This is a genomic window from Streptomyces sp. NPDC026575, from assembly GCF_055567415.1.
This window is the reverse complement of the sequence record NZ_JBVHQM010000001.1, coordinates 191,848-210,444: the sequence shown is the minus strand read 5'-3', so window position 1 is coordinate 210,444 and position 18,597 is coordinate 191,848. Positions and strand designations below refer to the sequence as shown.

At 71.3% G+C, this 18,597-nt stretch carries 19 protein-coding genes and 1 pseudogene; 6 read left to right on the top strand and 14 right to left on the bottom strand.

The features are described 5' to 3' along the window. Positions 1–5 precede the first annotated feature (5 nt). On the bottom strand, positions 6–1,517 hold the full coding sequence (locus ACZ4NB_RS00950) for an MFS transporter (RefSeq protein WP_467657433.1): 1,512 nt from the start codon (positions 1,515–1,517) through the stop codon (positions 6–8). 19 nt (positions 1,518–1,536) lie between these two features. Beyond that, the gene (locus tag ACZ4NB_RS00945) at positions 1,537–2,418 is read right to left on the bottom strand and encodes an AfsR/SARP family transcriptional regulator (protein ID WP_467657432.1); all 882 of its coding nucleotides are present in this window, start codon (positions 2,416–2,418) and stop codon (positions 1,537–1,539) included. Positions 2,419–2,596: 178 nt separating this feature from the next. Here ACZ4NB_RS00945 and ACZ4NB_RS00940 point away from each other — a divergent pair, with 178 nt between their 5' ends. The 3 genes from ACZ4NB_RS00940 to ACZ4NB_RS00930 all read left to right on the top strand — a co-directional run bounded on the left by ACZ4NB_RS00940 (position 2,597) and on the right by ACZ4NB_RS00930 (position 4,838). Further along, entirely contained in the window at positions 2,597–3,022 is a 426-nt protein-coding gene (locus ACZ4NB_RS00940; protein ID WP_467657431.1) for a helix-turn-helix domain-containing protein, read from the top strand. A 177-nt stretch (positions 3,023–3,199) separates the two neighbouring features. After that, a complete protein-coding gene (locus tag ACZ4NB_RS00935) occupies positions 3,200–3,625 on the top strand; it encodes a toxin (protein WP_467657430.1) in 426 nt (141 codons plus the stop codon). Then, positions 3,618–4,838: an MAB_1171c family putative transporter gene (locus ACZ4NB_RS00930; protein ID WP_467657428.1), complete on the top strand. Its 1,221-nt coding sequence runs from the start codon at positions 3,618–3,620 to the stop codon at positions 4,836–4,838. The genes ACZ4NB_RS00935 and ACZ4NB_RS00930 overlap by 8 nt, the downstream gene beginning before the upstream one ends. A 36-nt stretch (positions 4,839–4,874) precedes the next feature. Here ACZ4NB_RS00930 and ACZ4NB_RS00925 read toward each other — a convergent pair whose 3' ends face one another. The 9 genes and pseudogenes from ACZ4NB_RS00925 to ACZ4NB_RS00885 all read right to left on the bottom strand — a co-directional run bounded on the left by ACZ4NB_RS00925 (position 4,875) and on the right by ACZ4NB_RS00885 (position 12,476). Then, positions 4,875–5,132, bottom strand: a complete 258-nt coding sequence (locus tag ACZ4NB_RS00925) for an acyl carrier protein (protein ID WP_467657427.1) — start codon at positions 5,130–5,132, stop codon at positions 4,875–4,877. Positions 5,133–5,223: 91 nt separating this feature from the next. Next, positions 5,224–6,459 (bottom strand): ketosynthase chain-length factor, encoded by a 1,236-nt coding sequence (locus ACZ4NB_RS00920; RefSeq protein WP_467657425.1) that lies wholly within the window; start codon positions 6,457–6,459, stop codon positions 5,224–5,226. Further along, positions 6,456–7,733 carry a beta-ketoacyl-[acyl-carrier-protein] synthase family protein gene (locus tag ACZ4NB_RS00915; protein ID WP_467657745.1) on the bottom strand — a complete coding sequence of 426 codons (1,278 nt, stop codon included), beginning with the start codon at positions 7,731–7,733 and terminating at the stop codon, positions 6,456–6,458. The genes ACZ4NB_RS00920 and ACZ4NB_RS00915 overlap by 4 nt, the downstream gene beginning before the upstream one ends. Beyond that, positions 7,730–7,960 carry a hypothetical protein gene (locus ACZ4NB_RS00910; protein WP_467657744.1) on the bottom strand — a complete coding sequence of 77 codons (231 nt, stop codon included), beginning with the start codon at positions 7,958–7,960 and terminating at the stop codon, positions 7,730–7,732. The genes ACZ4NB_RS00915 and ACZ4NB_RS00910 overlap by 4 nt, the downstream gene beginning before the upstream one ends. Positions 7,961–8,033: 73 nt before the next feature. Continuing rightward, positions 8,034–8,255, bottom strand: a pseudogene (locus ACZ4NB_RS00905) (ATP-binding protein); the annotation flags it as partial. Positions 8,256–8,557: 302 nt separating this feature from the next. Then, positions 8,558–10,264: an acetyl-CoA carboxylase carboxyltransferase subunit alpha gene (locus ACZ4NB_RS00900; protein WP_467657424.1), complete on the bottom strand. Its 1,707-nt coding sequence runs from the start codon at positions 10,262–10,264 to the stop codon at positions 8,558–8,560. 15 nt (positions 10,265–10,279) lie between these two features. Next, entirely contained in the window at positions 10,280–10,891 is a 612-nt protein-coding gene (locus ACZ4NB_RS00895; protein WP_467657423.1) for a malonic semialdehyde reductase, read from the bottom strand. A 17-nt stretch (positions 10,892–10,908) separates the two neighbouring features. Continuing rightward, positions 10,909–11,661, bottom strand: a complete 753-nt coding sequence (locus ACZ4NB_RS00890; RefSeq protein ID WP_467657422.1) for a cyclase family protein — start codon at positions 11,659–11,661, stop codon at positions 10,909–10,911. Next, positions 11,658–12,476 carry an aromatase/cyclase gene (locus ACZ4NB_RS00885; RefSeq protein ID WP_467657420.1) on the bottom strand — a complete coding sequence of 273 codons (819 nt, stop codon included), beginning with the start codon at positions 12,474–12,476 and terminating at the stop codon, positions 11,658–11,660. Before ACZ4NB_RS00885 ends, ACZ4NB_RS00890 begins: the two co-directional genes overlap by 4 nt. Positions 12,477–12,686: 210 nt before the next feature. Here ACZ4NB_RS00885 and ACZ4NB_RS00880 point away from each other — a divergent pair, with 210 nt between their 5' ends. The 3 genes from ACZ4NB_RS00880 to ACZ4NB_RS00870 are packed head-to-tail and all read left to right on the top strand — an operon-like array spanning position 12,687 to position 15,351. Beyond that, positions 12,687–13,538 (top strand): AfsR/SARP family transcriptional regulator, encoded by an 852-nt coding sequence (locus tag ACZ4NB_RS00880; RefSeq protein WP_467657419.1) that lies wholly within the window; start codon positions 12,687–12,689, stop codon positions 13,536–13,538. After that, positions 13,490–14,395 carry a VOC family protein gene (locus ACZ4NB_RS00875; RefSeq protein WP_467657418.1) on the top strand — a complete coding sequence of 302 codons (906 nt, stop codon included), beginning with the start codon at positions 13,490–13,492 and terminating at the stop codon, positions 14,393–14,395. The genes ACZ4NB_RS00880 and ACZ4NB_RS00875 overlap by 49 nt, the downstream gene beginning before the upstream one ends. Before the next feature lie 50 nt (positions 14,396–14,445). Next, on the top strand, positions 14,446–15,351 hold the full coding sequence (locus tag ACZ4NB_RS00870) for a fumarylacetoacetate hydrolase family protein (protein WP_467657416.1): 906 nt from the start codon (positions 14,446–14,448) through the stop codon (positions 15,349–15,351). A 52-nt stretch (positions 15,352–15,403) separates the two neighbouring features. Here ACZ4NB_RS00870 and ACZ4NB_RS00865 read toward each other — a convergent pair whose 3' ends face one another. Genes ACZ4NB_RS00865 through ACZ4NB_RS00855 form a run of 3 tightly spaced genes read right to left on the bottom strand, consistent with a single transcriptional unit; the run spans position 15,404 to position 18,550 of the window. Further along, on the bottom strand, positions 15,404–17,011 hold the full coding sequence (locus ACZ4NB_RS00865) for a phytoene desaturase family protein (protein WP_467657415.1): 1,608 nt from the start codon (positions 17,009–17,011) through the stop codon (positions 15,404–15,406). 16 nt (positions 17,012–17,027) lie between these two features. After that, entirely contained in the window at positions 17,028–18,146 is a 1,119-nt protein-coding gene (locus ACZ4NB_RS00860; protein ID WP_467657414.1) for an acyl-CoA dehydrogenase family protein, read from the bottom strand. Continuing rightward, entirely contained in the window at positions 18,143–18,550 is a 408-nt protein-coding gene (locus tag ACZ4NB_RS00855; RefSeq protein ID WP_467657412.1) for a lipocalin-like domain-containing protein, read from the bottom strand. Before ACZ4NB_RS00855 ends, ACZ4NB_RS00860 begins: the two co-directional genes overlap by 4 nt. Positions 18,551–18,597 lie beyond the last annotated feature (47 nt).

The following is an 18,597-nucleotide window of genomic DNA, read 5'->3' as shown; positions in this document are numbered from 1 at the left end:
CCTCTTCAGCGGTCGGGGCGTACCCGGTGTGCGCAGTCACGGCGCGGGCGAGCTCGGCGGCAAGGGGAGGAGCTTGGACGGTGGTTGACGAGGAGGGTGGCGAGGGCGGCGGAGAGAGCGAGGAGGCCGGCCGCCCACCAGATGGCGGCGGAGTAGCCGTGGACCATGGCCCGCAGCCGCAGGCTGCCGGCCGCTGCGGGGCCCGCAGCATGGTGGTGATGCAGGTAGGTGGTGGTGGCGATGGTGGCGATGGTGTTGAGCAGGGCGGTGCCGATGGCGCCGCCGATCTGCTGAGAGGTGTTGACCAAGGCGGAAGCGACGCCGGAGTCCCGCGGTGCGACGCCGTGAGTGGCCAGGCTCATGGCGGGCATCAGGGCCGTGCCCATGCCCAGTCCCGTGACGACCATGCCGGGCAGGACGACGGCGGGGTAGGAGCTGTCGGGCGTGATCTGGGCGAGGATGACCAGGCCGGCGGCGGCAACGAGGTAGCCGGGGGCCATCAGTGTGCGGGCGGGTAGGCGCGGGGCCAGGCGGGTGCCGATCTGGGTGGCGCCGGTCATCATGCCGGCTGTCAACGGCAGGAACGCCAGGCCGCACTGCAGGGGGCTGAAGCCAAGGACGACCTGGAGGTAGAAGGTCAGGAACAGCAGCAACCCGAACATGCCGATGATGGCGAGGGCCAGGCAGAGGAAGGCGCCGCCGCGGTTGCGGTCGAGGATCACCCGCAGCGGCAGTAGCGGGGCGTCCACGCGGCGCTCCAGGAGCACGAATACGGCCAGTAGGAACAGTCCGGTGCCGATCGGGCCGAGGGTGCCGGCGGCGTTCCACCCGCCGGTTTCGGCCCGGGTGAAGCCGTAGACAAGACAGCCCAGTCCGCCGGAGGCGAGCAGCACGCCGGGGATGTCCAGGCGGTGCCCGCGGGGGTGGCCGGTGCGGGGATCGTGGACGAACGCGAGGGCGCCGAGGGCTGCGGCGGCGGCGAAGAAGATGTTGACCAGCAGCGTCCAGCGCCAGGTGAGGTACTCGGTGAGTACGCCGCCCAGGATGAGGCCCAGGGCGGCGCCGCTGGCAGCGATGGCCCCGTAGATCCCGAACGCCTTGGCACGTTCCCTGGCCTCGGTGAAGGTCACGGCCAACAGGGACAGCGCGGCAGGGGCGAGCAGGGCGCCGAAGACGCCCTGCAGGGCGCGGGCCCCCATGAGCATGGCGGTGTCGGCGGCGGCGCCGCCCAGGGCGGAGGCTGCGGCGAAGCCGACAGCGCCGGTGACGAAGGCGCGTTTGCGGCCCCACAGGTCGGCGATGCGACCGCCGAACAGCAGCAGGCTGCCGAAGGCCAGGGCGTAGGCGGTGACCACCCATTGCCGGTTGGCGTCGGAAAAGCCCAGGTCGTGCGCGGCGGAGGGGAGGGCGATGTTCACGATCGTGACATCGAGCACGACCATCAGCTGGGCAAGGCAGATGAAGGCCAGGGCCTTCCAGCGCCCGGGGTCATGGGACGGGGAGGTGGATATGGGCATGGGGGGATTTCACCTCGTCTCAGACTGCGGGCGCGGGTGCACCGAGGCGGGTCCGCTGGAGGAGGGCGTGCACCTCGCGCGAGCCGGCCTGGCCCGTGACCGTCTGCCCCTCCCGATAGGGGGCGGGCTCCGCGGGGCCGAGGATCTCCTGCTGCAGCCGGCGCAGGTCGGGGGAGGGTTCGAGGCCGAGTTCGTCGGCCATGGAGCGGCGGAGCCGGTCAAACGCCTCCAGGGCCTGGGGGCGGCGCCCAGAGCGCTGCAGGGCGAGCATGTAGTACGCGTGCAGGTGCTCGTCGAAGGGCAGCTGGAGCACCAATCCGGCCAGTTCGCCGAGGACTTCGTCGTGGCAGCCGATGCGGAGCGCGGTCTCGATACGTAAGCCGCGTGCCGACTGCCGTGACTGTTCGAGGCGCGACACCTCCGCCTGGAGCGGCAGTCCCTGATCAACGTCGACGAGCGCCGAGCCGTGCCAGAGGTCGTCGGCGAGCTGCAACTGCCGCACCGCGCCGATCTGGTCGCCGACGCGCAGCGCAGCCCGCCCGGCCGCCGTGAGCTTGCGGAATTCAGCCAGGTCGAAGGTGCAAGCCTCGGTGTTGAAGACGTAGCCCATACTCTTGGTCTGCAGGAGTTCACCGCTCACCACGGCCGGCGGCAGCGCCATCTTGGCCGAGATGCTGCGGCGGATGTTGCGGATATAGGTCTGCAGGGCGGTGACTGCGGTCTTGGGCGGACTGTCGTGCCACAGCTCCTCCACGAGCTGCGAGACCGGCACGACATGTGAGTGGTTCATCAGCAGGAGCGCCAGAACCTTGCGCTCCTTGGGAGCAGTCGGGGTCGCCTGTATCTCGTCCGTGTGCAGCGAGAGCGAGCCGAGTACATCGATGCCTATGTGGACTCCCATGGTCCCCCTCCATGACGGAGCGCTCGTCAGCCAAAATCAACCGTCAGTTGATAGAGGCCATACGAAGACAACTGTCAGTTGTTTGCATTCTGCATATACGGCCCGTTCGTTGTCAACTACAGGTTGTTTGTGGACAATTGGAATCCACAGCGTCCGGAATGGCGCAGAGAGTGAGAACATGGCGGACAACGACGGTCAAGTGGTGCTCGCGGAAAGGCTCAACCACCTGTTCCGCACAAGCCGACCACAGGGCAGGAACTGGACCAACCGGGAGGTGGCCGAGGAAGTCAAGTGCATCAACCCCGGGTTGAAAGTGAGCGGTGCGTATCTGTCGGCACTGCGCACGGGCAAGCGGACCAATCCCTCCACCGACCTGCTGAGCGCCCTGGCGAAGTTCTTCGGTGTCTCGCCGGCCTACTTCGTCGATCCCGATCACGCTGACCGCGTCGACTCCCAGCTGGCGGCGCTGAACGAGCTGGGCCAGGCCGGTGTGCGCGGCGTCGCCCTGCGCGTGGTGGGACTGCCGCCGGAGAGCCTCGCCGCCATCACCGCCGTTATCGACCAAGTCCGCAAACTGCAGGGACTGCCGCCCGTTGAGGAGTAGATCCACGTAGTGTCCGCTCTGCTGAGACCGCGCCGGGCCTGGATCCGGAGGAACGCCGACCTGCGTCGCGCCTGTCAACGGCGCCTCGCCTCGCTCGGCTCCCCCGGCCCCCGGAGCATTACCGAACTGCGCAGCCACATCAGTGCGTTACGGGGCCGTCCGGTGGTGACCGTCCCCATGAGACTCAAGCCCCCGGAGCCCTGCGGGATGTGGATCGCTTGGCAGGATGTGGATGTCGTCGTGTACGCGGCCGATGCGAGCGACGCGTACCAGGACCACATCATCGTCCACGAACTGGCCCACATCCTCTGCGGCCACCGCACCGGCGACGATCCGATCACCCAAGGCGCCGACCCGCTCTTCCCTGATCTCGACCCTCAGCTGGTGCGGGACGTCCTCTACCGGTCCACATACACCGATCCGCAGGAGCGCGAGGCCGAGATGATCGCGTCGCTCTTCCTCAAGCAGGCCGCCTCGGACCCCCCGGAGGCTGCCGGCGAGGTCCCCTACGCGGACGCGGAGATCATCGCGCGCATCGAGGCGACCATCGGCCCGCACCTGCGTCGATCGCATGGTCCGACCGAACCCGGACGTCTTGACTGATCCCCCGACCACCCGCGCCAACTTCCTTCGAGGAACGTTGTTCGACAGCCTTCCCAGCCAGGCCATCGGCTGGATCTGCGCCGCCGCGGCCCTCGCCGCGTTCCTCTACAACCTCCCCGTGCTGCTGCGCAGCCGCAGGGACCCGGCCGTGCTCGCCCTGTGCGGGTATTTCCTGTGCTCCTCCGTCAGCTTCCTGGAACAGCTCAACCGGGTGACTCCGACCACGACGCTGCTGCCCGGTCACCAGCATCTGGCGCCGCTGGTGACCGAGGTCGCCGTCGTCGGCTTCACCGGCGCGCAGACGGTGTTCCTGACCTACTGGTCCCACCCTCGCGACGCCGCACGGCCCCGGGCGCGCCGACTGGTCGCCGCCTGGGTGGGCATGGCGGCTCTGCTCGTCACCCTGCACCTCGCGCTCGGGCTCGACAACCGAAGGCTCGTGGCGGACCGGCTCAGCACCGCGGACATGCGCGACCCCGGATATGCGGCATACCTCTACCTCTTCTTCGGGGTATGCGCGCTGGGGCAGTTGGAGACGGCGCGCCTGTCCCGGAGGTACATGAAGATCGCCAAGCGGTCCTGGCTGCGCTGGGGCATGGGGGCTGCGATGCTGGGCGCCGTGCTCTCCTTCAGCCACTGCGGGGTCCGCTGCTGGGAGATCACGGGCGAGCTGTCCGGGGGCGATGTACGTCTGCTGCACGTCCCGGACTGGTTCACCGGTGACATCGGCACCATCCTCAAGGTGTTCGGATGGACCGTGCCCGCCTGGGGGCCGAGTCTGGGCAGGGCCGCGCGGTGGTGCGCGAAGTACCGTGCCTACCTGCGGCTGCGGCCCCTGTGGCTGGCCCTCTACCAGGCCGTTCCGGACATTGTCCTCGATCCCCCGCTCCTCCACCGCCTCGAACACCTGCTGCCGCTCCGGGACCTGGACTACCGGCTCTACCGGCGCGTCATCGAGATCCGGGACGGCCAGCGCGCCCTGCGCCCCTATCTGCCCCCCGGCCTCGACCGGCGCACCAGCGCGCCGCTCTCCGGCGCCGACGCCGAGGCGTACGCCCTGTCCGTGGCGATCCGGGAGAAGCGCGCGGGCAGGGCACCCGAGGTCTCGGCCACCGTCGATGCGAGGGCGGACAGCCGCAGCCGGTCGTCCGGGCTGCAGGACGACATCGCGTGGCTGGTCCGGGTCGCCGACGCCTTCGTCCGGCTGCGCTGACGGGCCGGGGCGTACGGCGTGCGCCCGAGGGGTCGCTCAACCGGCCTGGGCAACCGCGTCGTTGACCGCGGCCATCAGGGAGCGCGGGGTGTCGAGGTCCCCCACCACGTGCTCGGACAGCGAGACACCGTAGTCGTCCTGGATACGGGCCGTCGTCTCCAGGAGGGCGAGCGAGTCACAGCCGAGCGCGTCGAAGGTGAGGTCGAGGGCGTCCTCCGGGCTCCCGGTGAACTCCAGTTCCCCCGCGCTCTGGGCGAGCAGGCGGATGATGTCCTGGGCTGCGATCTGTGCCATGGGGAGCTTCTCCTAGGTGTCGGTACGGGGCACTGCGAAGAATCGGTACGCAGGCCAGGGCGAGCATGCGGTACGGGGGCGGGCGTGCGGGTCAGCGCGGGGTGTCCGCGGCGTCCACCCGCCGCACCACGACCGCCGAGTTGAAGCCGCCCTTGCCGCGGGCGAGGACCAGGGCGGCGTCGAAGTCGTAGCGGCGGGGTTCCCCGAGGACCAGGTCGATGCCGTACGACCGGGGCACGGTGGTGGTGTGCGCGGTGGCCGGCAGGACCCGGTCGCGCAGCGCGAGGGAGGCCGCGGCCAGGTCGAGCGGCCCGCCGCCCGCGAACAGCCGGCCCGTCTGCGCCTTCGGGACGGACACGGGCACGGCCCCGGGCCCGAACACCTCCCGGATGACGGCCGCTTCCGTGGCGTCCTCGGCCCGTAGCCCGGCCCCGTCGGCGAATACGGCGCCGACGTCCGCGGGCCGCAACCCGGCGTCGGCGAGGGCGAGTTCGGCGGCCCGGCGCAGGCCCGGCGGGCGTCCGCGGCCGGGGGCCGGGTCGAACGTGGCGGCATAGCCCGCGATCTCGCTGTACACCGTGCGGCCGCGCGACCGGGCCGCGTCCGCGTTCTCTACGATGAGGATCGCGCCGCCCTCGCCCGGCACATAGCCGTCCGCGTGGACGTCGAACGGTGTGTAGGCGCGGGCGGGGTCGGCGGTGGTGCTGACCCGGCCGCCGGAAAGGTGGGACGCCCAGCCCCAGGGGTCGAAGGCGGAGTCGAGGCCGCCGCAGACCACGAGCGGGGTGCCGAGACGGACGGCGCGGCGCGCGTTGCCGACCGCGTCGAGCCCGCCGGCCTGCTCGCTGACCACCACGCTGCCGGGGCCGCGCATGCCGTGCCGGATGGAGATCTGGCCGGTGTTGACGGCGTAGAACCAGGCGAAGGACTCGTAGACGCTCACCTTCGACGGACCTTGCGACCACAGCTTGTTGAACTCCCGGTGTGTGAACTCGAAGCCACCGGTGGCGTTCGAGGTCATCACGCCCATGTCGAACTCCGGGAGCTCGGCCGGGTCCACTCCGGCGTCCTCCAGGGCGCTCGCCGCGGCCGCAAGCGCGTACCGCGTGGAGACGTCCGTCTGGGGCAGGAGCCGCTTCGGGATGTGCTCCTCGGCGTCGAAGTCCCGTATCAGACCGGCCAGCCGGGACGGGTACCGCGCGGTGTCGAACCGCTCGATCTCGCCGATGCCGCTCGTGCCCGAGAGCGTCGCTGCCCAGAAGTCCTCGGTGTTGCGCCCGTTGGGGGCGAGGACGCCGATGCCGGTCACCACGACCTTGTCCGTCACGCGCGCTCCCCACCCGTGCGGCGCAGCACCATGGCGCTCTGGAAGCCGCCGAAGCCGCTGCCCACGCTCAGCACCGTGTCCACCTCCATGTCGCGTGCCGTGAGCGGCACATAGTCCAAGTCGCATTCGGGGTCGGGCTCGTGCAGATTGGCGGTCGGCGGCACCACGCCCTGGTCGATGGCGAGGGCGCAGGCCGCGACCTCGATGGAGCCGATGGCGCCGAGCGAGTGGCCCACCATCGACTTGATGGAGCTGACCGGGACCCGGTAGGCGTGGTCGCCGAGGCTCCGCTTGAACGCGGCGGTCTCGTGCCGGTCGTTCTGCTTGGTGCCCGAGCCGTGCGCGTTGACGTAGTCCACCGTGTCCGGGGCGATCCGCGACTCGTCCAGGGCCGCCCTGATCGCCTCGGCCATCTCGCGGCCGTCGGACTTGAGACCGGTCATGTGGTACGCGTTGAGCCGGGTCGCGTAGCCGGTGATCTCCGCGTAGATGTGCGCGCCGCGCCGCCGGGCGTGCTGGTACTCCTCCAGGACGAACATGGCCGCGCCCTCCGCGAGGACGAATCCGCTGCGCGTGCGGTCGAAGGGGCGCGAGGCCCGCTCGGGCTCGTCGTTGTGCGGGGTTGTCGCCTTGATCGCGTCGAAGCAGGCCACGACGATCGGCGTGACGGGGGTGTCCGCCGCCCCGGCGACCATCATGTCGGCGCTGCCCTCCTGGATCAGGCGGCAGGCGTGGCCGAGCGCGTCGAGGCCCGAGGTGCAGCCGTCGGAGACCATCGCCACCGGGCCCTCGGCCCCAACCGCCCACGCCACCTCGGCGACCGCGGCGCCGGGCGTGAGGTAGTCGAACATGTGCGGCGACAGATACGCCGGGTCGACCTCCCACTGCCGGCCGCCGTCGGAGAGCACGAGGTACTCGCGCTCCAGGCTGGTCGCCGCCGCGACGGCGCTGCCCAGGGTGACGCCGGTGCGGTGCGGGTCCAGCTCGGCGAACTCGGCGCCGCTGTCGGCCATCGCCTCGCGGGCGCAGGCCACCGCGAACTGCGCCGAACGGTCCATCCGCCGGATCTGGCGCGGCGTCAACCCTTCCCGGACGGGGTCGAAGTCGCACTCGCCGGCGACCTGAGACCGGTACGGGCTCGGGTCGAAGAAGGAGATCCGGCGGGTCGCCGTGCGGCCGGAGGTCAGCAGATCCCAGAACTGCTTCGTCCCCGCGCCGCCGGGTGCTCGTACCCCGATCCCCGTGATCGCCACACGGCGTGTCGGTCGTGTCATCGGTCGGTCCTCATTCCTCGCACCTGAGAGACGATTGACGTGTCGTACTTCCCGTTCTGGAAGGCGGGCTCGTCCATGACGCACCGCAGGAACCCGAGAGTGGTGTGCACCCCGGGGCCCGCGACGCGGAACTCGCCGACCGCCCGGTCCATGCGCCGCAGCGCCTCGTCGCGCGTCGGCGCCCACACCACGACCTTGGCGAGCAGCGAGTCGTAGGAGACGGGCACCCGGTAGGGCGCCGCGCACCGCGGCCTCACCCATGCGTGCGCGCAGGGCGGCGGGCAGGTGCGGCGCGGGTGCCTCCTCGATGAGCTTCTGGTGCCTGCGCTGCACGGAGCACTCGCGGTCGCCGACGTACACGGCGTTGCCGTACGCGTCCGCGAGGACCTGGACCTCCACGTGTCGTGCGGTGGGCAGACAGCGCTCGACGAAGACGGCGGGGTCGCCGAAGAGGGCGCGGGCGCGGACGACGGTGTGGCGGTATGCGGCGGCGAAGTCGGCGCGGTCGTGGACGACGGTCATGCCGCGAGCCGCCTTGATGATGACCGGGCGGCTCGCGGCGGGCGGGCCGATGTGCACCGACGGGGCCCGGTAGAAGGCGCCGACCAGGTCCGCGCAGAGCTGGGCCGCGTGCGGCTCGGGCGCCCGGTCGTCCTCGGGGGCCGGGGCGTCGGGCGCCGGCTGTTCGTCCCACTCGGCTTCGAGGGCCAGCTCGCCCGCCCGCAGCCGCAGGGACTTCGGTGGCCGGGGGAACTCCTGGACGAGCCGCACCGCGTGGCGGCGCAGCTCGTCGAGGGCGCCTTCGGTGCCCTCCGTGGTCGTGGTCACGATTGCATCGCCTCCTTGGTGGCGGTGATGAAGGACTCCACGGCCCCGAAGGCCCGGAAGCGCGCGTGCCGTTCGGCGACGAGCTCCGCCGCAGGCAGCGCGCGCAACTCGGCGAGAACCGAGGTCAGCGCCGCGTGCACGCGATCGGCGGCGAGCGCCGGATCGCTGTGCGCGCCCTGTGCGGGCTCGGGTACGACGGCGTCGGCGATGCCGAGGCGCAGCAGTGCGCCCGCGTTGATGCGCAGGGCCTCCGCCGCCTCCGGGGCCATCGTGGGGTCGTTCCAGAGGATCGCCGCGCAGCCCTCGGGGCTGATGACGGAATAGATGGAGTGGGCACAGACGAGGACGCGGTCGGCGACGGCCAGGGCCAGGGCGCCGCCGCTCCCCCCTTCGCCGGTGACGAGGGTGATCACGGGCACCGGAAGTGCGGCCATCAGGCGGATGTTCTCGGCGATGACGACCGCCTGGCCCTGCTCCTCGGCCTCCACGCCGGGGTACGCGCCCGGGGTGTCGACGAACGTGATCACCGGCAGGCCGAGCTTGCCCGCGAGCCGCAGCAGCCGGGCGGACTTGCGGTATCCCGCTGGGGTCGCCATGCCGAAGTTGCGCTCGCGCAGCTCCTTGGTGGTGTGGCCCTTCTGCGTACCGATGACCATCACCGGCAGCCCGTCCAGGCACGCGGGCCCTCCGACGATCGAGGGGCACTCGCCGCCGACGCGGTCGCCGTGCAGTTCCTCGAAACCGGTGAAGAGGCGCCCGATGTAGTCGAGGGTGGTGGGCCTGCCGAGGTGCCGGGCGCGCTGCACGGTGTCCCACACGTCCGCGTCGGGGAGCTGGGCGGGGTCCCGGATCAGCGTGCACTTCGCGGGCGGCGGGGTGCCGTCCGGCCGGGTCGGCTGCGACCCTGCGGCAAGCAGCCGGGTCAGGGCTTCGCGCAGTTCGGCCCGGGGCCGGATGGTGTCCACCAGGCCGTGCTCCAGGAGATGTTCCGCGGTTTGGAAACCCTCGGGGAGGTCCTGCCGGATGGTCTGCGCGATGACCCGGGGACCGGCGAAGCCCATCCGGGCGCCCGGTTCGGCGACGATGACGTCGCAGAGGGTGGCGAAGGAGGCGGCGACCCCACCGTACGTGGGGTCGGTGATCAGCGAGACCGTGAGGATCCCGGCCCGGTCGAGGTCGCCGAGGGTCTGCGCGGTCTTCGCCATCTGCATCAGGGACAGGGCACCCTCCTGCATGCGGGCGCCGCCCGACGCGGTGACGATCAGGAGCGGGACGCGCTCACTGAGGGCCCGTTCGGCGGCGAGAGTGATCAGCTCGCCCACCGCCGATCCCAGGCTGCCGCCGAGGAACCGGAAGTCCGTCACCGCCGCGAGCACGGGGTGCGCGCCGAGGGTGCCGCGCGCCAGGACGACGGCCTCGTCGAGCCCGGTGGCGATGCGCGCCGCCTCCAGGCGCTCCGTGTACTTGGTGTCGGTGAATCGGAGGGGGTCACCGCTCCACACGGGCAAGGGCAGCAGCTCCGTACTGCCCTCGTCGAAGAGCTGGGCGATGCGCTCGGGGGCGGTGAGTCGGTGGTGGTACCCGCAGCCGGGGCACACCCGCAGATTCCGTGTGAGCCGCGGACCGTAGACCAGCTCTCGGCACCGCGGGCACACGGCCCAGTCACCGGCCTGCTGGGGTCGGGGCTCTCCTGTTTGTCTCATGGTGGCCTTATGGGGTCAGGCGGTGGTGACGACGTCGTGAAAGGGGAGCCGGGGCAGCCGGGGGTGCCCGGGCTCCTGGGTGGGACGGCCGATGTTGACGACGGTGACGATCTCCCGGGTGCGGTCGCCGAAGAACGTCCTGTTGATCCCGTCGGCGTCGTAGCCCACGATCGGCCCCGCGGCCAGGCCCGCGGCCCGTACGCCGATGATGAAGTACGCGACCTGGAGGGCGGTGTTGAACAGCGCCGACTCGCGGCGTACCGCGGGATCGGCGAACAGGTCCTTCGCGTGCGGGAGATGGGGGAAGACCTCGGGCAGCGTCTCGTGGAAGCGGAGGTCGGCCGCGAGCAGCGCGACCAGCGGCGCCGACGCGGCCTTCGGCCGGTTGCCCGGGTCAAGGCGGGAGATCAGCTCTTGGCGGGCCGCGTCGGAGCGCAGCAGGACGATGCGCAGGGGCTGCTGGTTCATCGACGTCGGCGCGTACTTCACCAGCTCGTAGACGGCCCGCACCTGGTCGTCGCCGACGGCTTCGGAGGTGAAGGCCGTGGCGGTGCGTGCCTCGCGGAACAGCAGGTCCTGTGCCGTGTGGTCGAGCGCCAATTGCCGAAGGGCTGCCGTGGGGCGCATGTTCCTCCTCGGTGCGGTCAGGGCTCAGCGACGAGGGCGACGACCCGGGTCCAGCCGGCGCCCGCGCCCGCCACGGCCACTGGGAAGCACGACACGGTGAACCCCGTGGCCGCGGGCAGGGCGTCGAGCCGGGCGAGTTTCTCCAGCTGCAGGTAGGGGGCGGTGCGGCCGTAGATGTGCGAGGGCCACAGGTAGCCGTTGTCGCCGGTGCGCCGGTAGTCCTCGATCATGCGGTGCATGGGACGGTCCAGGCCCCAGGCGTCGATGCCGATGACGCGCACCCCGCGCTCGACCAGGTGGGCCGTTGCGGCGCCGGTGAGCCCTGGGTACTCGCGCAGGTAGTCCGCGGAGCCCCACAGCCGGTCGGCCCCCGTCCACAGCAACGCGATGTCGCCGGGGGCCAGTTCATGGCCGGCCTCCTTCAGCGAGGCCACCACGTGGTCGGTGGTGATGCCCTCGCCCGGCGGCACGTGGCGCACGTCCAGGCGGACGCCCGGGCCGTGGCACCACTCCAGCGGCACCTGGTCGATGCTCTGAGCCGGTGCGCCGCCGCTGACCGGGCCGTAGTGCAGCGGGGCGTCCATGTGGGTGCCGGTGTGCGTGGTCAGCGTGACCGTCTCGTTGGAGATGGCCATGCCGTCCGGGAAGTCCTCGGGTGCCAGGCCGAGCACCGTGGCCCCGGTCCGGTGGTCGAGCAGCTCGACGGTGACCGGTGTGGCCTCGCTCGGCGTGGACCGCGTGGCCACACTCAGGTCGATGAACCGCGTCATGCCGCCCCGCTCGTCCGGCGCTCGGCCTCGGACTTGACCGCGCCGAGGTCGTCGACGCTGTTGCGCTCGACGCCGCCCTGGAGCAGCTCGTCGGCCTCCTCGTAGGTGAACTTGCCCGCCACCTTGCCGTCCACGGGGTCCTTGGGCTTGAAGTCGTGCGTGAGGACGAGCTGGGTACGGCTCTCGGTCAGCGGATAGGCACGCCACTCGCCGGCCATGTGTCCGATGAGCGGCGCGAGTTCAAGCTGGCGGTAGGCGATGACATGGCGCTCGTGGTCGATGTCGCGGCGCGACACCCACGACTGCATCTGGCCGTTGACATCGACGACGAGGCGGACGATCTGGTGCGTCTCGGAGTCCTCGATGATCTTCGCCTCCCGCGTGGGCGGGAAGATCCGGGCGTACCCCTCGACGTCGACGAGGACGTCCCAGACCACGTCGACGGGGGCATCGACGGTCACGGTGTGCTCGGTGTGCCGCAGGGCTCGCCGTCCGGCGATGGTGATCTCGGAGTGATTGGCGTAGGCGGCTTCGTACGAGATCTTCGACCGCCAGGCGGTCAGGAACTCGTGCACGTGCGGCTGTTCGGAGAACTTCCGCAGCGCGTCCAGGTCCTTGGCCGCGTACTGCGCGATCACCTGGCCCGTCATGCCACGCGAGTTCTCGTCCACGGGCAGCCATTGGTGGGGCTCATAGCCGAAGCCCTCGATGTATGCGGAGTCGAGCACCAGCTCCCGCAGGCCGTCGAAGAACTGAAGCCGCTGGGCTTCGGTGACCTTGTCGTCGAACCGGTAGATCAGGGTGTGCAGAATCATGGGTGCCTTCCCGGTGCGGGCAGCTCACGGACGGATACGGGATTCATGGGCCCCCGGTGAGGGCGGGGGCCCACGTGGGATCAAGTCTGGAAAGCGGGCCTCAAGCGCTCCTCAAGTCGGACTCACGGACAACTGCTTGAGTGCGGCTTGAGTGGGCCCGCTTACGGTGTGGGGGCATTCCACGAGGGAGTGTCGGTGAGAGGGGGTTCGATGCTCGACATCCGGGTGCTCGGTCCGCTCCGGTTACGTTCCGGAAATGCACTGCCCACACCGACCGCACCCAAGGAAAGGAAGCTCCTCGCGCTGCTCCTCATGAATTCCGGGAGCACCGTTCCGATCAGCACCATCACCGAAGAGCTCTGGTCCGACCGGCCACCCAGGACCGCCGTCACGGCGATCCAGGCGTATGTCCTCAACATCCGCCGCAACCTGGCGGTCGCGCTCGGCCTACGCGGCGTCGATGTGCGGGCCGACCTGCTGCGGACCAGGAACAAGGGGTACTCCTTCCACACCGAGAACTGCCACTTCGACCTGCCCCGCTACCAGACCCTGGAGAACTCCGGACGGCAGGCGCTGCGCGCGGGCGACCGGGACCGGGGCGTACGGCTCCTTCGGCAGGCGGAGGGCATGTGGCGCGGGCCGCTGCTGGCCGGCGTCGACCGGGGATTTCCGCTGCGGGCGGTCACGGCACGCGTCGAGCAGTCACGCCTGACGGCGCGTACGTTGCGCATCCAGGCCGAAATCGGCTTGGGGCGTCATCAGTGTGTGCGGCCCGAACTGGCGGAACTTGTGGCCCAGTTCCCTTTCGACGAACTGCTGCACCGTTACTACATGCTGGTGCTCCAGCGCAGTGGATACCGCACGGAAGCTCTTGACGTATTCCGTCGGCTGCGCCGGGCCATGGCCGAGGAGACGGGATTGGAACCCTCGGGGGAATTGCAGTTGCTGTACCAGGAAATCCATGGCCAAACCCATGGGGCAAGCGACAGAGAGACGAGAGAAAGGACTGTGCCGTGCGGGTTTCCAGTCTCCTCCACTACGGCCTGCAAGTGCCCGATGTGAGCCGGGGCGGCCGGTTCTACGAGGACATGGGGCTGTCGGTGACCGAGCGCGGCGAGGCGCTGGCCGTGCGATGCGACGGCCAGGACCTTGACCGGACGCTGCTCCTCGACGGGCCGGACAAGCGGCTGCATCACGTGGCGTTCGGCGTCGCCCCCGGCGCCCAGTCCACGATGCAGAGGCACCTGGAGGGCCTCGGTGTCCGCCTTGAGGACGCGCCGTCGGCCGAGGTGGAGGGCGGCCTGTGGCTGCGCGACCCGGACGGCAATCGCATCACCTTGCGGGAGGAGAGCCCGTCGCTGCCGGGTCCGGCCGCGGCGCCGCCCATGAACGTGCCAGGTGACTACCGGCGCCTGGGCGAGGCGCGGTGGCCGACCGCCGGCGCACCCGCCCGCCCGCGCCGTCTCGGCCATGTGCTGATCTTCTCCTCGGACGTGGCCAGGTCGGAGCGGTTCTACGCCCGCGTCCTGGGGCTCGGCGTCTCCGACCGCGTGCCGGGTATGGTCACGTTCATGAACTGCGGCCCCGGGGACCATCATGTCTTCGGTCTCGTCCAGAGCACGCACCCCGGCCTGCACCACTCCAGCTGGGAGGTCGGCAGCGTCGACGAAATGGTGCTCGGCGCCCGCAACCTGGCCGAGCGGGGCAGCGAGCTGAGCTGGGGCCTCGGCCGGCACACCTTCGGCTCCAACCTCTTCCACTACATCCGTGACCCCTGGGGAAGCTGGGCCGAGTACTTCCTCGACATGGACCAGATCACGGCGGACTGGGAGCCGCGCGACTGGCAGGACGTCCCCTCTGCGGTCTGGTGCCCGCTGCGCCCGGCCGAGTTCACCGAGAACCTCGAACCCGCCCCGTGACACCTGTGAACCTCCGTGATCCCCGTGACACCGTGAAGGAGACACCGGTAGTGCCCCGCGAACCCTGGTCCCTCGTCAGCTATGCCTCTGCCGCCCACCGCGGCCCCCGCACCGGCATCCGCACCACCGACGGAACCGTCCACGCCGTCTCAGGCGCCCTGGCGGACACGCCACTGCTCGACCTCCTCGGGCGGTGGGCGCGGGTGGAGGAGACGTTGCGTTCATGGCGGCCGGACCCCGCCACCGCCGTGCCGGACGCGGCGCTGCTCGCGCCCCTGAGGTACCCCTCCAAGGTCCTGTGCTCGGGCGCCAACTACTCCAGCCATCTCCAGGAGATGGGCGTCGAGGAGCGGCAGCCGCCCGCCGAGCCCTACTTCTTCCCCAAGATCCCGCGGACCACTGTGATCGGTCCCGACGAGGCGATCACCTTCCCGAGCGGTCCAGGACGGCGGCTCGACTGGGAGGCCGAGCTGGCCGTCGTCATCGGCAAGGAGGGCAAGGGCTTCACCCCCGCCGAGGCCCTCGATCACGTCGCCGGGTACACCATCGCCAACGACGTCTCGGCTCGCGACGCGCTGTGCCGCGAGGACCCGGTGGGTCCGCCGTTCGCGTACGACTGGCTGCGCACCAAGTCCCTCGACGGCTTCTGCCCCCTGGGCCCCGGCATCGTGCCGAGTTGGTTCGTCGACGACCCTCAGGACCTGGGCATCCGGCTGTGGGTCAACGGCGAGCTGAAGCAGGACGCGCGGACCGGCGACATGATCCGGCCGGTGGCCCAGCTGCTGTCCGCCGCCGCCCAGGACATCACGCTGATGCCGGGCGACGTCGTCCTGACCGGCTCCCCGGCCGGGGTCGGGATGGCACGCGGCGAGTGTCTGGAGCCCGGCGACGAGATCGTCATCGAGATCGAGCGGCTCGGCCGGCTGCGCAACACCGTTGGTCCCGCCGGAAGGTGACCCCCGGGGCTTGATGCGGGCCTGTTGCCGGCATCGAGCCCGCGTACGGGGCTCAGGCCCGCATCGGCACGGAGGGGATGTCGGGAAGGCGCACGTCCCGTTGGTCTCGCATCACCTTGCCGGGGTCGATGCCCAGGTCGTCAAGGAGCACCCGGGCGGCGTTGCGCCCGGGCCAGCCGCTCACTCCGCCCCCGGGGTGGGTACAGGCCCCGGTCTGGTAGAGGCGCGGCACCGGCATGCGGTACGAACTCCAGCCCGGCACGGGCCGGTTGGTCCCCAGCTGGTTCGGGACCATCTCGCCGCCCATGTAGCCGCCCTCGACGAAGTGCCGGTTGGCGGCGGCGAGGTCGACGGGGGAGTGGACGGAGCGGGCCAGCTCGTCGCCCGGCTCATAGCCGGTGACGCGGCGCGCGTAGGTGTCGACGAGTCGCTGCGCGTACCTGTCCTTCTCGCCCTCCCAGCGCGCCGGGTCCCCGTGAAGGCGGTAGGGCGCGTAGGTGAACAGGCGTACCGACGCACGACCTTCTGGGAGGCGGATCGGGTCGATGACCGACGGGGCGAGCGCCACCAGCATCCGGTCGTCGCCGGACAGGGTGCCCGCGGCGATGTCCGCCCACTGCGCGGCGAGCCCGCGCAGGGTGCCGAAGGTGGTGGTCACGGGCCTCAACGGGCCGTCAGCAGTAGGGAGTTGAGGAGCCTCGCGCAGGGCGAGGTGGACCTGGAGCACCGACGCGCCGTTGCGCCAGCGGCGCAGCGTGTCGAATTCGGGCGGCAGCTGGACGTCCGGGCCCAGCAGATCGGGCAGCTGGGTCACGTGGGCCGCGGACAGGACGGCCCGGCCGGCCGTGACGTGCTCTCCTCCGGCGGTGACCACCCCGGTGGCGCGCCCGTGCTCCACGACGATGCGCTCGGCCCGCCGTCCGCACAGAACGTGGCCGCCGTGCGCCCGGACGCAGGCCACGAGGGCACGGGGCAGCGCGGCGGAACCGCCGACCGGGATGGCGCCCGAAACGCGGGTGAGGAGCAGCGCGAACTCCGCCGGTACGAAGCCGGTCCCCGGCCGGCTCAGGTTGCCGATCGCCGCCGCGAAACCGAGCAGCAGGACCCGGGTGCGGTCGTCCTCGAAGCGCTCGTGGACCAGGCCGTAGCCGTCGCGGGCCGCGAGCGCGTCCAGGCGCCGGGCCGCGTCCTCGTCCACCGGCCCACCCGTGCCGGGCGGTGCCGAGGAGCGCCGTACGCGCTCGGGAAGCAGTGGCTCGTACTCGGCGAGCAGCTCCAGGAATGCGTGCGCGTCCGCGCGCGAGTAGCGACCGATGGCGTCGGCCGTGGCCTCGGCGCTGCGCTCGACGGCGACCGGCTCGGTGCCGCCGTGGCAGGAGACCAGGGCCGGGGACGGGGCGACATAGCGCAGGCCGTGCTCGGCGACCAGGCCCAGCTCGTCCTCGCCCACGGCCGGGTTGAGCTGGGCATACATGTGGAACGTGGACGCCAGGTCGTCCGCGAAGCCGGGGAGCGTCAGCTCGCCGGTGGAGGTGCCGCCGCCCGGCTCGGCCCGCTCTTCGAGCACCGTGACGGAGAGGCCCGCACGGGCCAGGTAGGCGGCGGCGATCAGGGCGTTATGGCCGGCGCCGATCACCACGACGTCGCTGTGTCCGGTCATGGGGAATCTCCTTCGCTCAGCTGCAGTCGGTCGTCCAGCCCCACACGTCACGTACGTACTGCGCGCTACTGCGATCGAGGTCGAGGGCGCCGTGCGAGACCGCGGTGCGCACGTCCCGCCAGGCGCGCTGCAGCGGGTCGGCCTCGGACAGCATCGCGGACCCGGAGATCTCGACCACCCGGTCGACGGCATCGCGGACGAGGCGGGCGGCGGTCGCTGCGTCCCGCATGGTGCGCGCCACGGTCTCGCGGGTCATGGGCGGCGCGTCGGCGGCCGCCACCGCGCGGTCCAGGAGCAGTTGGGCGATGTCGAGTCCGGCGGCGCCGCGGGTCAGGGCCAGGCGGGCGGTGGCATCGCGCTGGGTGCGCCGCTCGGCCCAGCCGGTCAGGGCCGCTGTGGCCGCTCCCAGGGCGGGCGCGGCGAACAGCGGCGGGCCGCTGCCCGGCAGGGGCACGCGGTAGCAGGCGGCCGCCTCGGGGTCGTCGCTGCCGTCGAGCAGGCTTTCGTGCGGGAAGGCGCGTGCGTCGGGTACGCGGACGTGGTCGACCTGCACCGAGTCGCTCGCCGTGGCCCGCATGCCCGTGGGGCACCAGGTCCCCTCGATCGTGTACTGGCCGCGCGGGACGGCGAAGTACCGTACGCCCCGTGGTCGTTCACCCGCGACGCACAGCAGCGACCAATCGGCGTGCCGCACGCCGCTGAGGAAGTCCCACCGCCCGGTGAGCACCCAGTCGCCGCCGGAACGGGTCGCGCTCCCGGAGGGGCGCAGCGCGCTCGACACGGCCACGTCGGGGCTGTCGGCCCACACCTCGTCCTGCCCGGCGCGCGGCAGGAACGCCGCCATGCGGCCCGACGAGGCGTAGATCAGGCCCACCCACGCGGCGGATACACAGCCGCCGCCGACGATCCGCAGCGCCTGGGCGAGGTCCGTGAACGTGCCCTCGGTGCCGCCGTGGCGGGTCGGAACGAAGTGTCGGGCGAAACCGGCGGACAGGAGCTTCGCGACCACATCAGGCGCCAGCCGCCGCTCCCTGTCGGCGGCGGCCGCGTGGTGGGCCAGGGTGTCGGTCATGCGGTCCGCGGCGGCCGCGAGACCGCCCGGCGCCGTCTGCGGGGTGGCGGCGGTCACGGTCATCGGCGCTCCCCGCTCCGGCGCCACTCCAGGACGCGCCGCACCTCCCGGCCCTCGAACGACACCGTGCCGCAGAGGCTCATCAGTTCGTCGTCCAGGCGGAGTTCACGGATCTGGTCGTGGTCCTTCAGACGCGGCGTATGCGTGATGGTCACCCTGTGGATCACCCGGTCCCCGTCGAGCCGCCACGTCCCCGCGTACCCCATGAAGTCGAGGCGGGTGGGGGTCGTCGGGCGGCGCGTGGAGTCGGCGGTCCGCATGAGGCTCACGGACATATGGCCGTCGTCGCAGTAGATCAGGAGGCCGCGCGGGTCCGGCCCCAGGGGGCCTTCGAGCCGCTCGTCGCCGGGTCCCACCTCGTCGAACGCGGTCAGTTTCCACACACCCGAAAGATCACTTCGCTGCATGGCCATACCGTAGGAAGCGCCCCTCAAGGAAGTGTCAAGCACACGTG

Bases quoted from the DNA above. Each gene is read 5' to 3' on its own strand.
- ACZ4NB_RS00865 (WP_467657415.1), bottom strand. From the start codon at position 17,011: ATGACCGGACACAGCGACGTCGTGGTGATCGGCGCCGGCCATAACGCC.
- ACZ4NB_RS00860 (WP_467657414.1), bottom strand. From the start codon at position 18,146: ATGACCGTGACCGCCGCCACCCCGCAGACGGCGCCGGGCGGTCTCGCG.
- ACZ4NB_RS00925 (WP_467657427.1), bottom strand. From the start codon at position 5,132: ATGGCACAGATCGCAGCCCAGGACATCATCCGCCTGCTCGCCCAGAGC.
- ACZ4NB_RS00900 (WP_467657424.1), bottom strand. From the start codon at position 10,264: ATGAGACAAACAGGAGAGCCCCGACCCCAGCAGGCCGGTGACTGGGCC.
- ACZ4NB_RS00915 (WP_467657745.1), bottom strand. From the start codon at position 7,733: ATGACACGACCGACACGCCGTGTGGCGATCACGGGGATCGGGGTACGA.
- ACZ4NB_RS00895 (WP_467657423.1), bottom strand. From the start codon at position 10,891: ATGCGCCCCACGGCAGCCCTTCGGCAATTGGCGCTCGACCACACGGCA.
- ACZ4NB_RS00945 (WP_467657432.1), bottom strand. From the start codon at position 2,418: ATGGGAGTCCACATAGGCATCGATGTACTCGGCTCGCTCTCGCTGCAC.
- ACZ4NB_RS00890 (WP_467657422.1), bottom strand. From the start codon at position 11,661: ATGACGCGGTTCATCGACCTGAGTGTGGCCACGCGGTCCACGCCGAGC.
- ACZ4NB_RS00855 (WP_467657412.1), bottom strand. From the start codon at position 18,550: ATGCAGCGAAGTGATCTTTCGGGTGTGTGGAAACTGACCGCGTTCGAC.
- ACZ4NB_RS00950 (WP_467657433.1), bottom strand. From the start codon at position 1,517: ATGCCCATATCCACCTCCCCGTCCCATGACCCCGGGCGCTGGAAGGCC.
- ACZ4NB_RS00940 (WP_467657431.1), top strand. From the start codon at position 2,597: ATGGCGGACAACGACGGTCAAGTGGTGCTCGCGGAAAGGCTCAACCAC.
- ACZ4NB_RS00880 (WP_467657419.1), top strand. From the start codon at position 12,687: ATGCTCGACATCCGGGTGCTCGGTCCGCTCCGGTTACGTTCCGGAAAT.
- ACZ4NB_RS00885 (WP_467657420.1), bottom strand. From the start codon at position 12,476: ATGATTCTGCACACCCTGATCTACCGGTTCGACGACAAGGTCACCGAA.
- ACZ4NB_RS00935 (WP_467657430.1), top strand. From the start codon at position 3,200: ATGAGACTCAAGCCCCCGGAGCCCTGCGGGATGTGGATCGCTTGGCAG.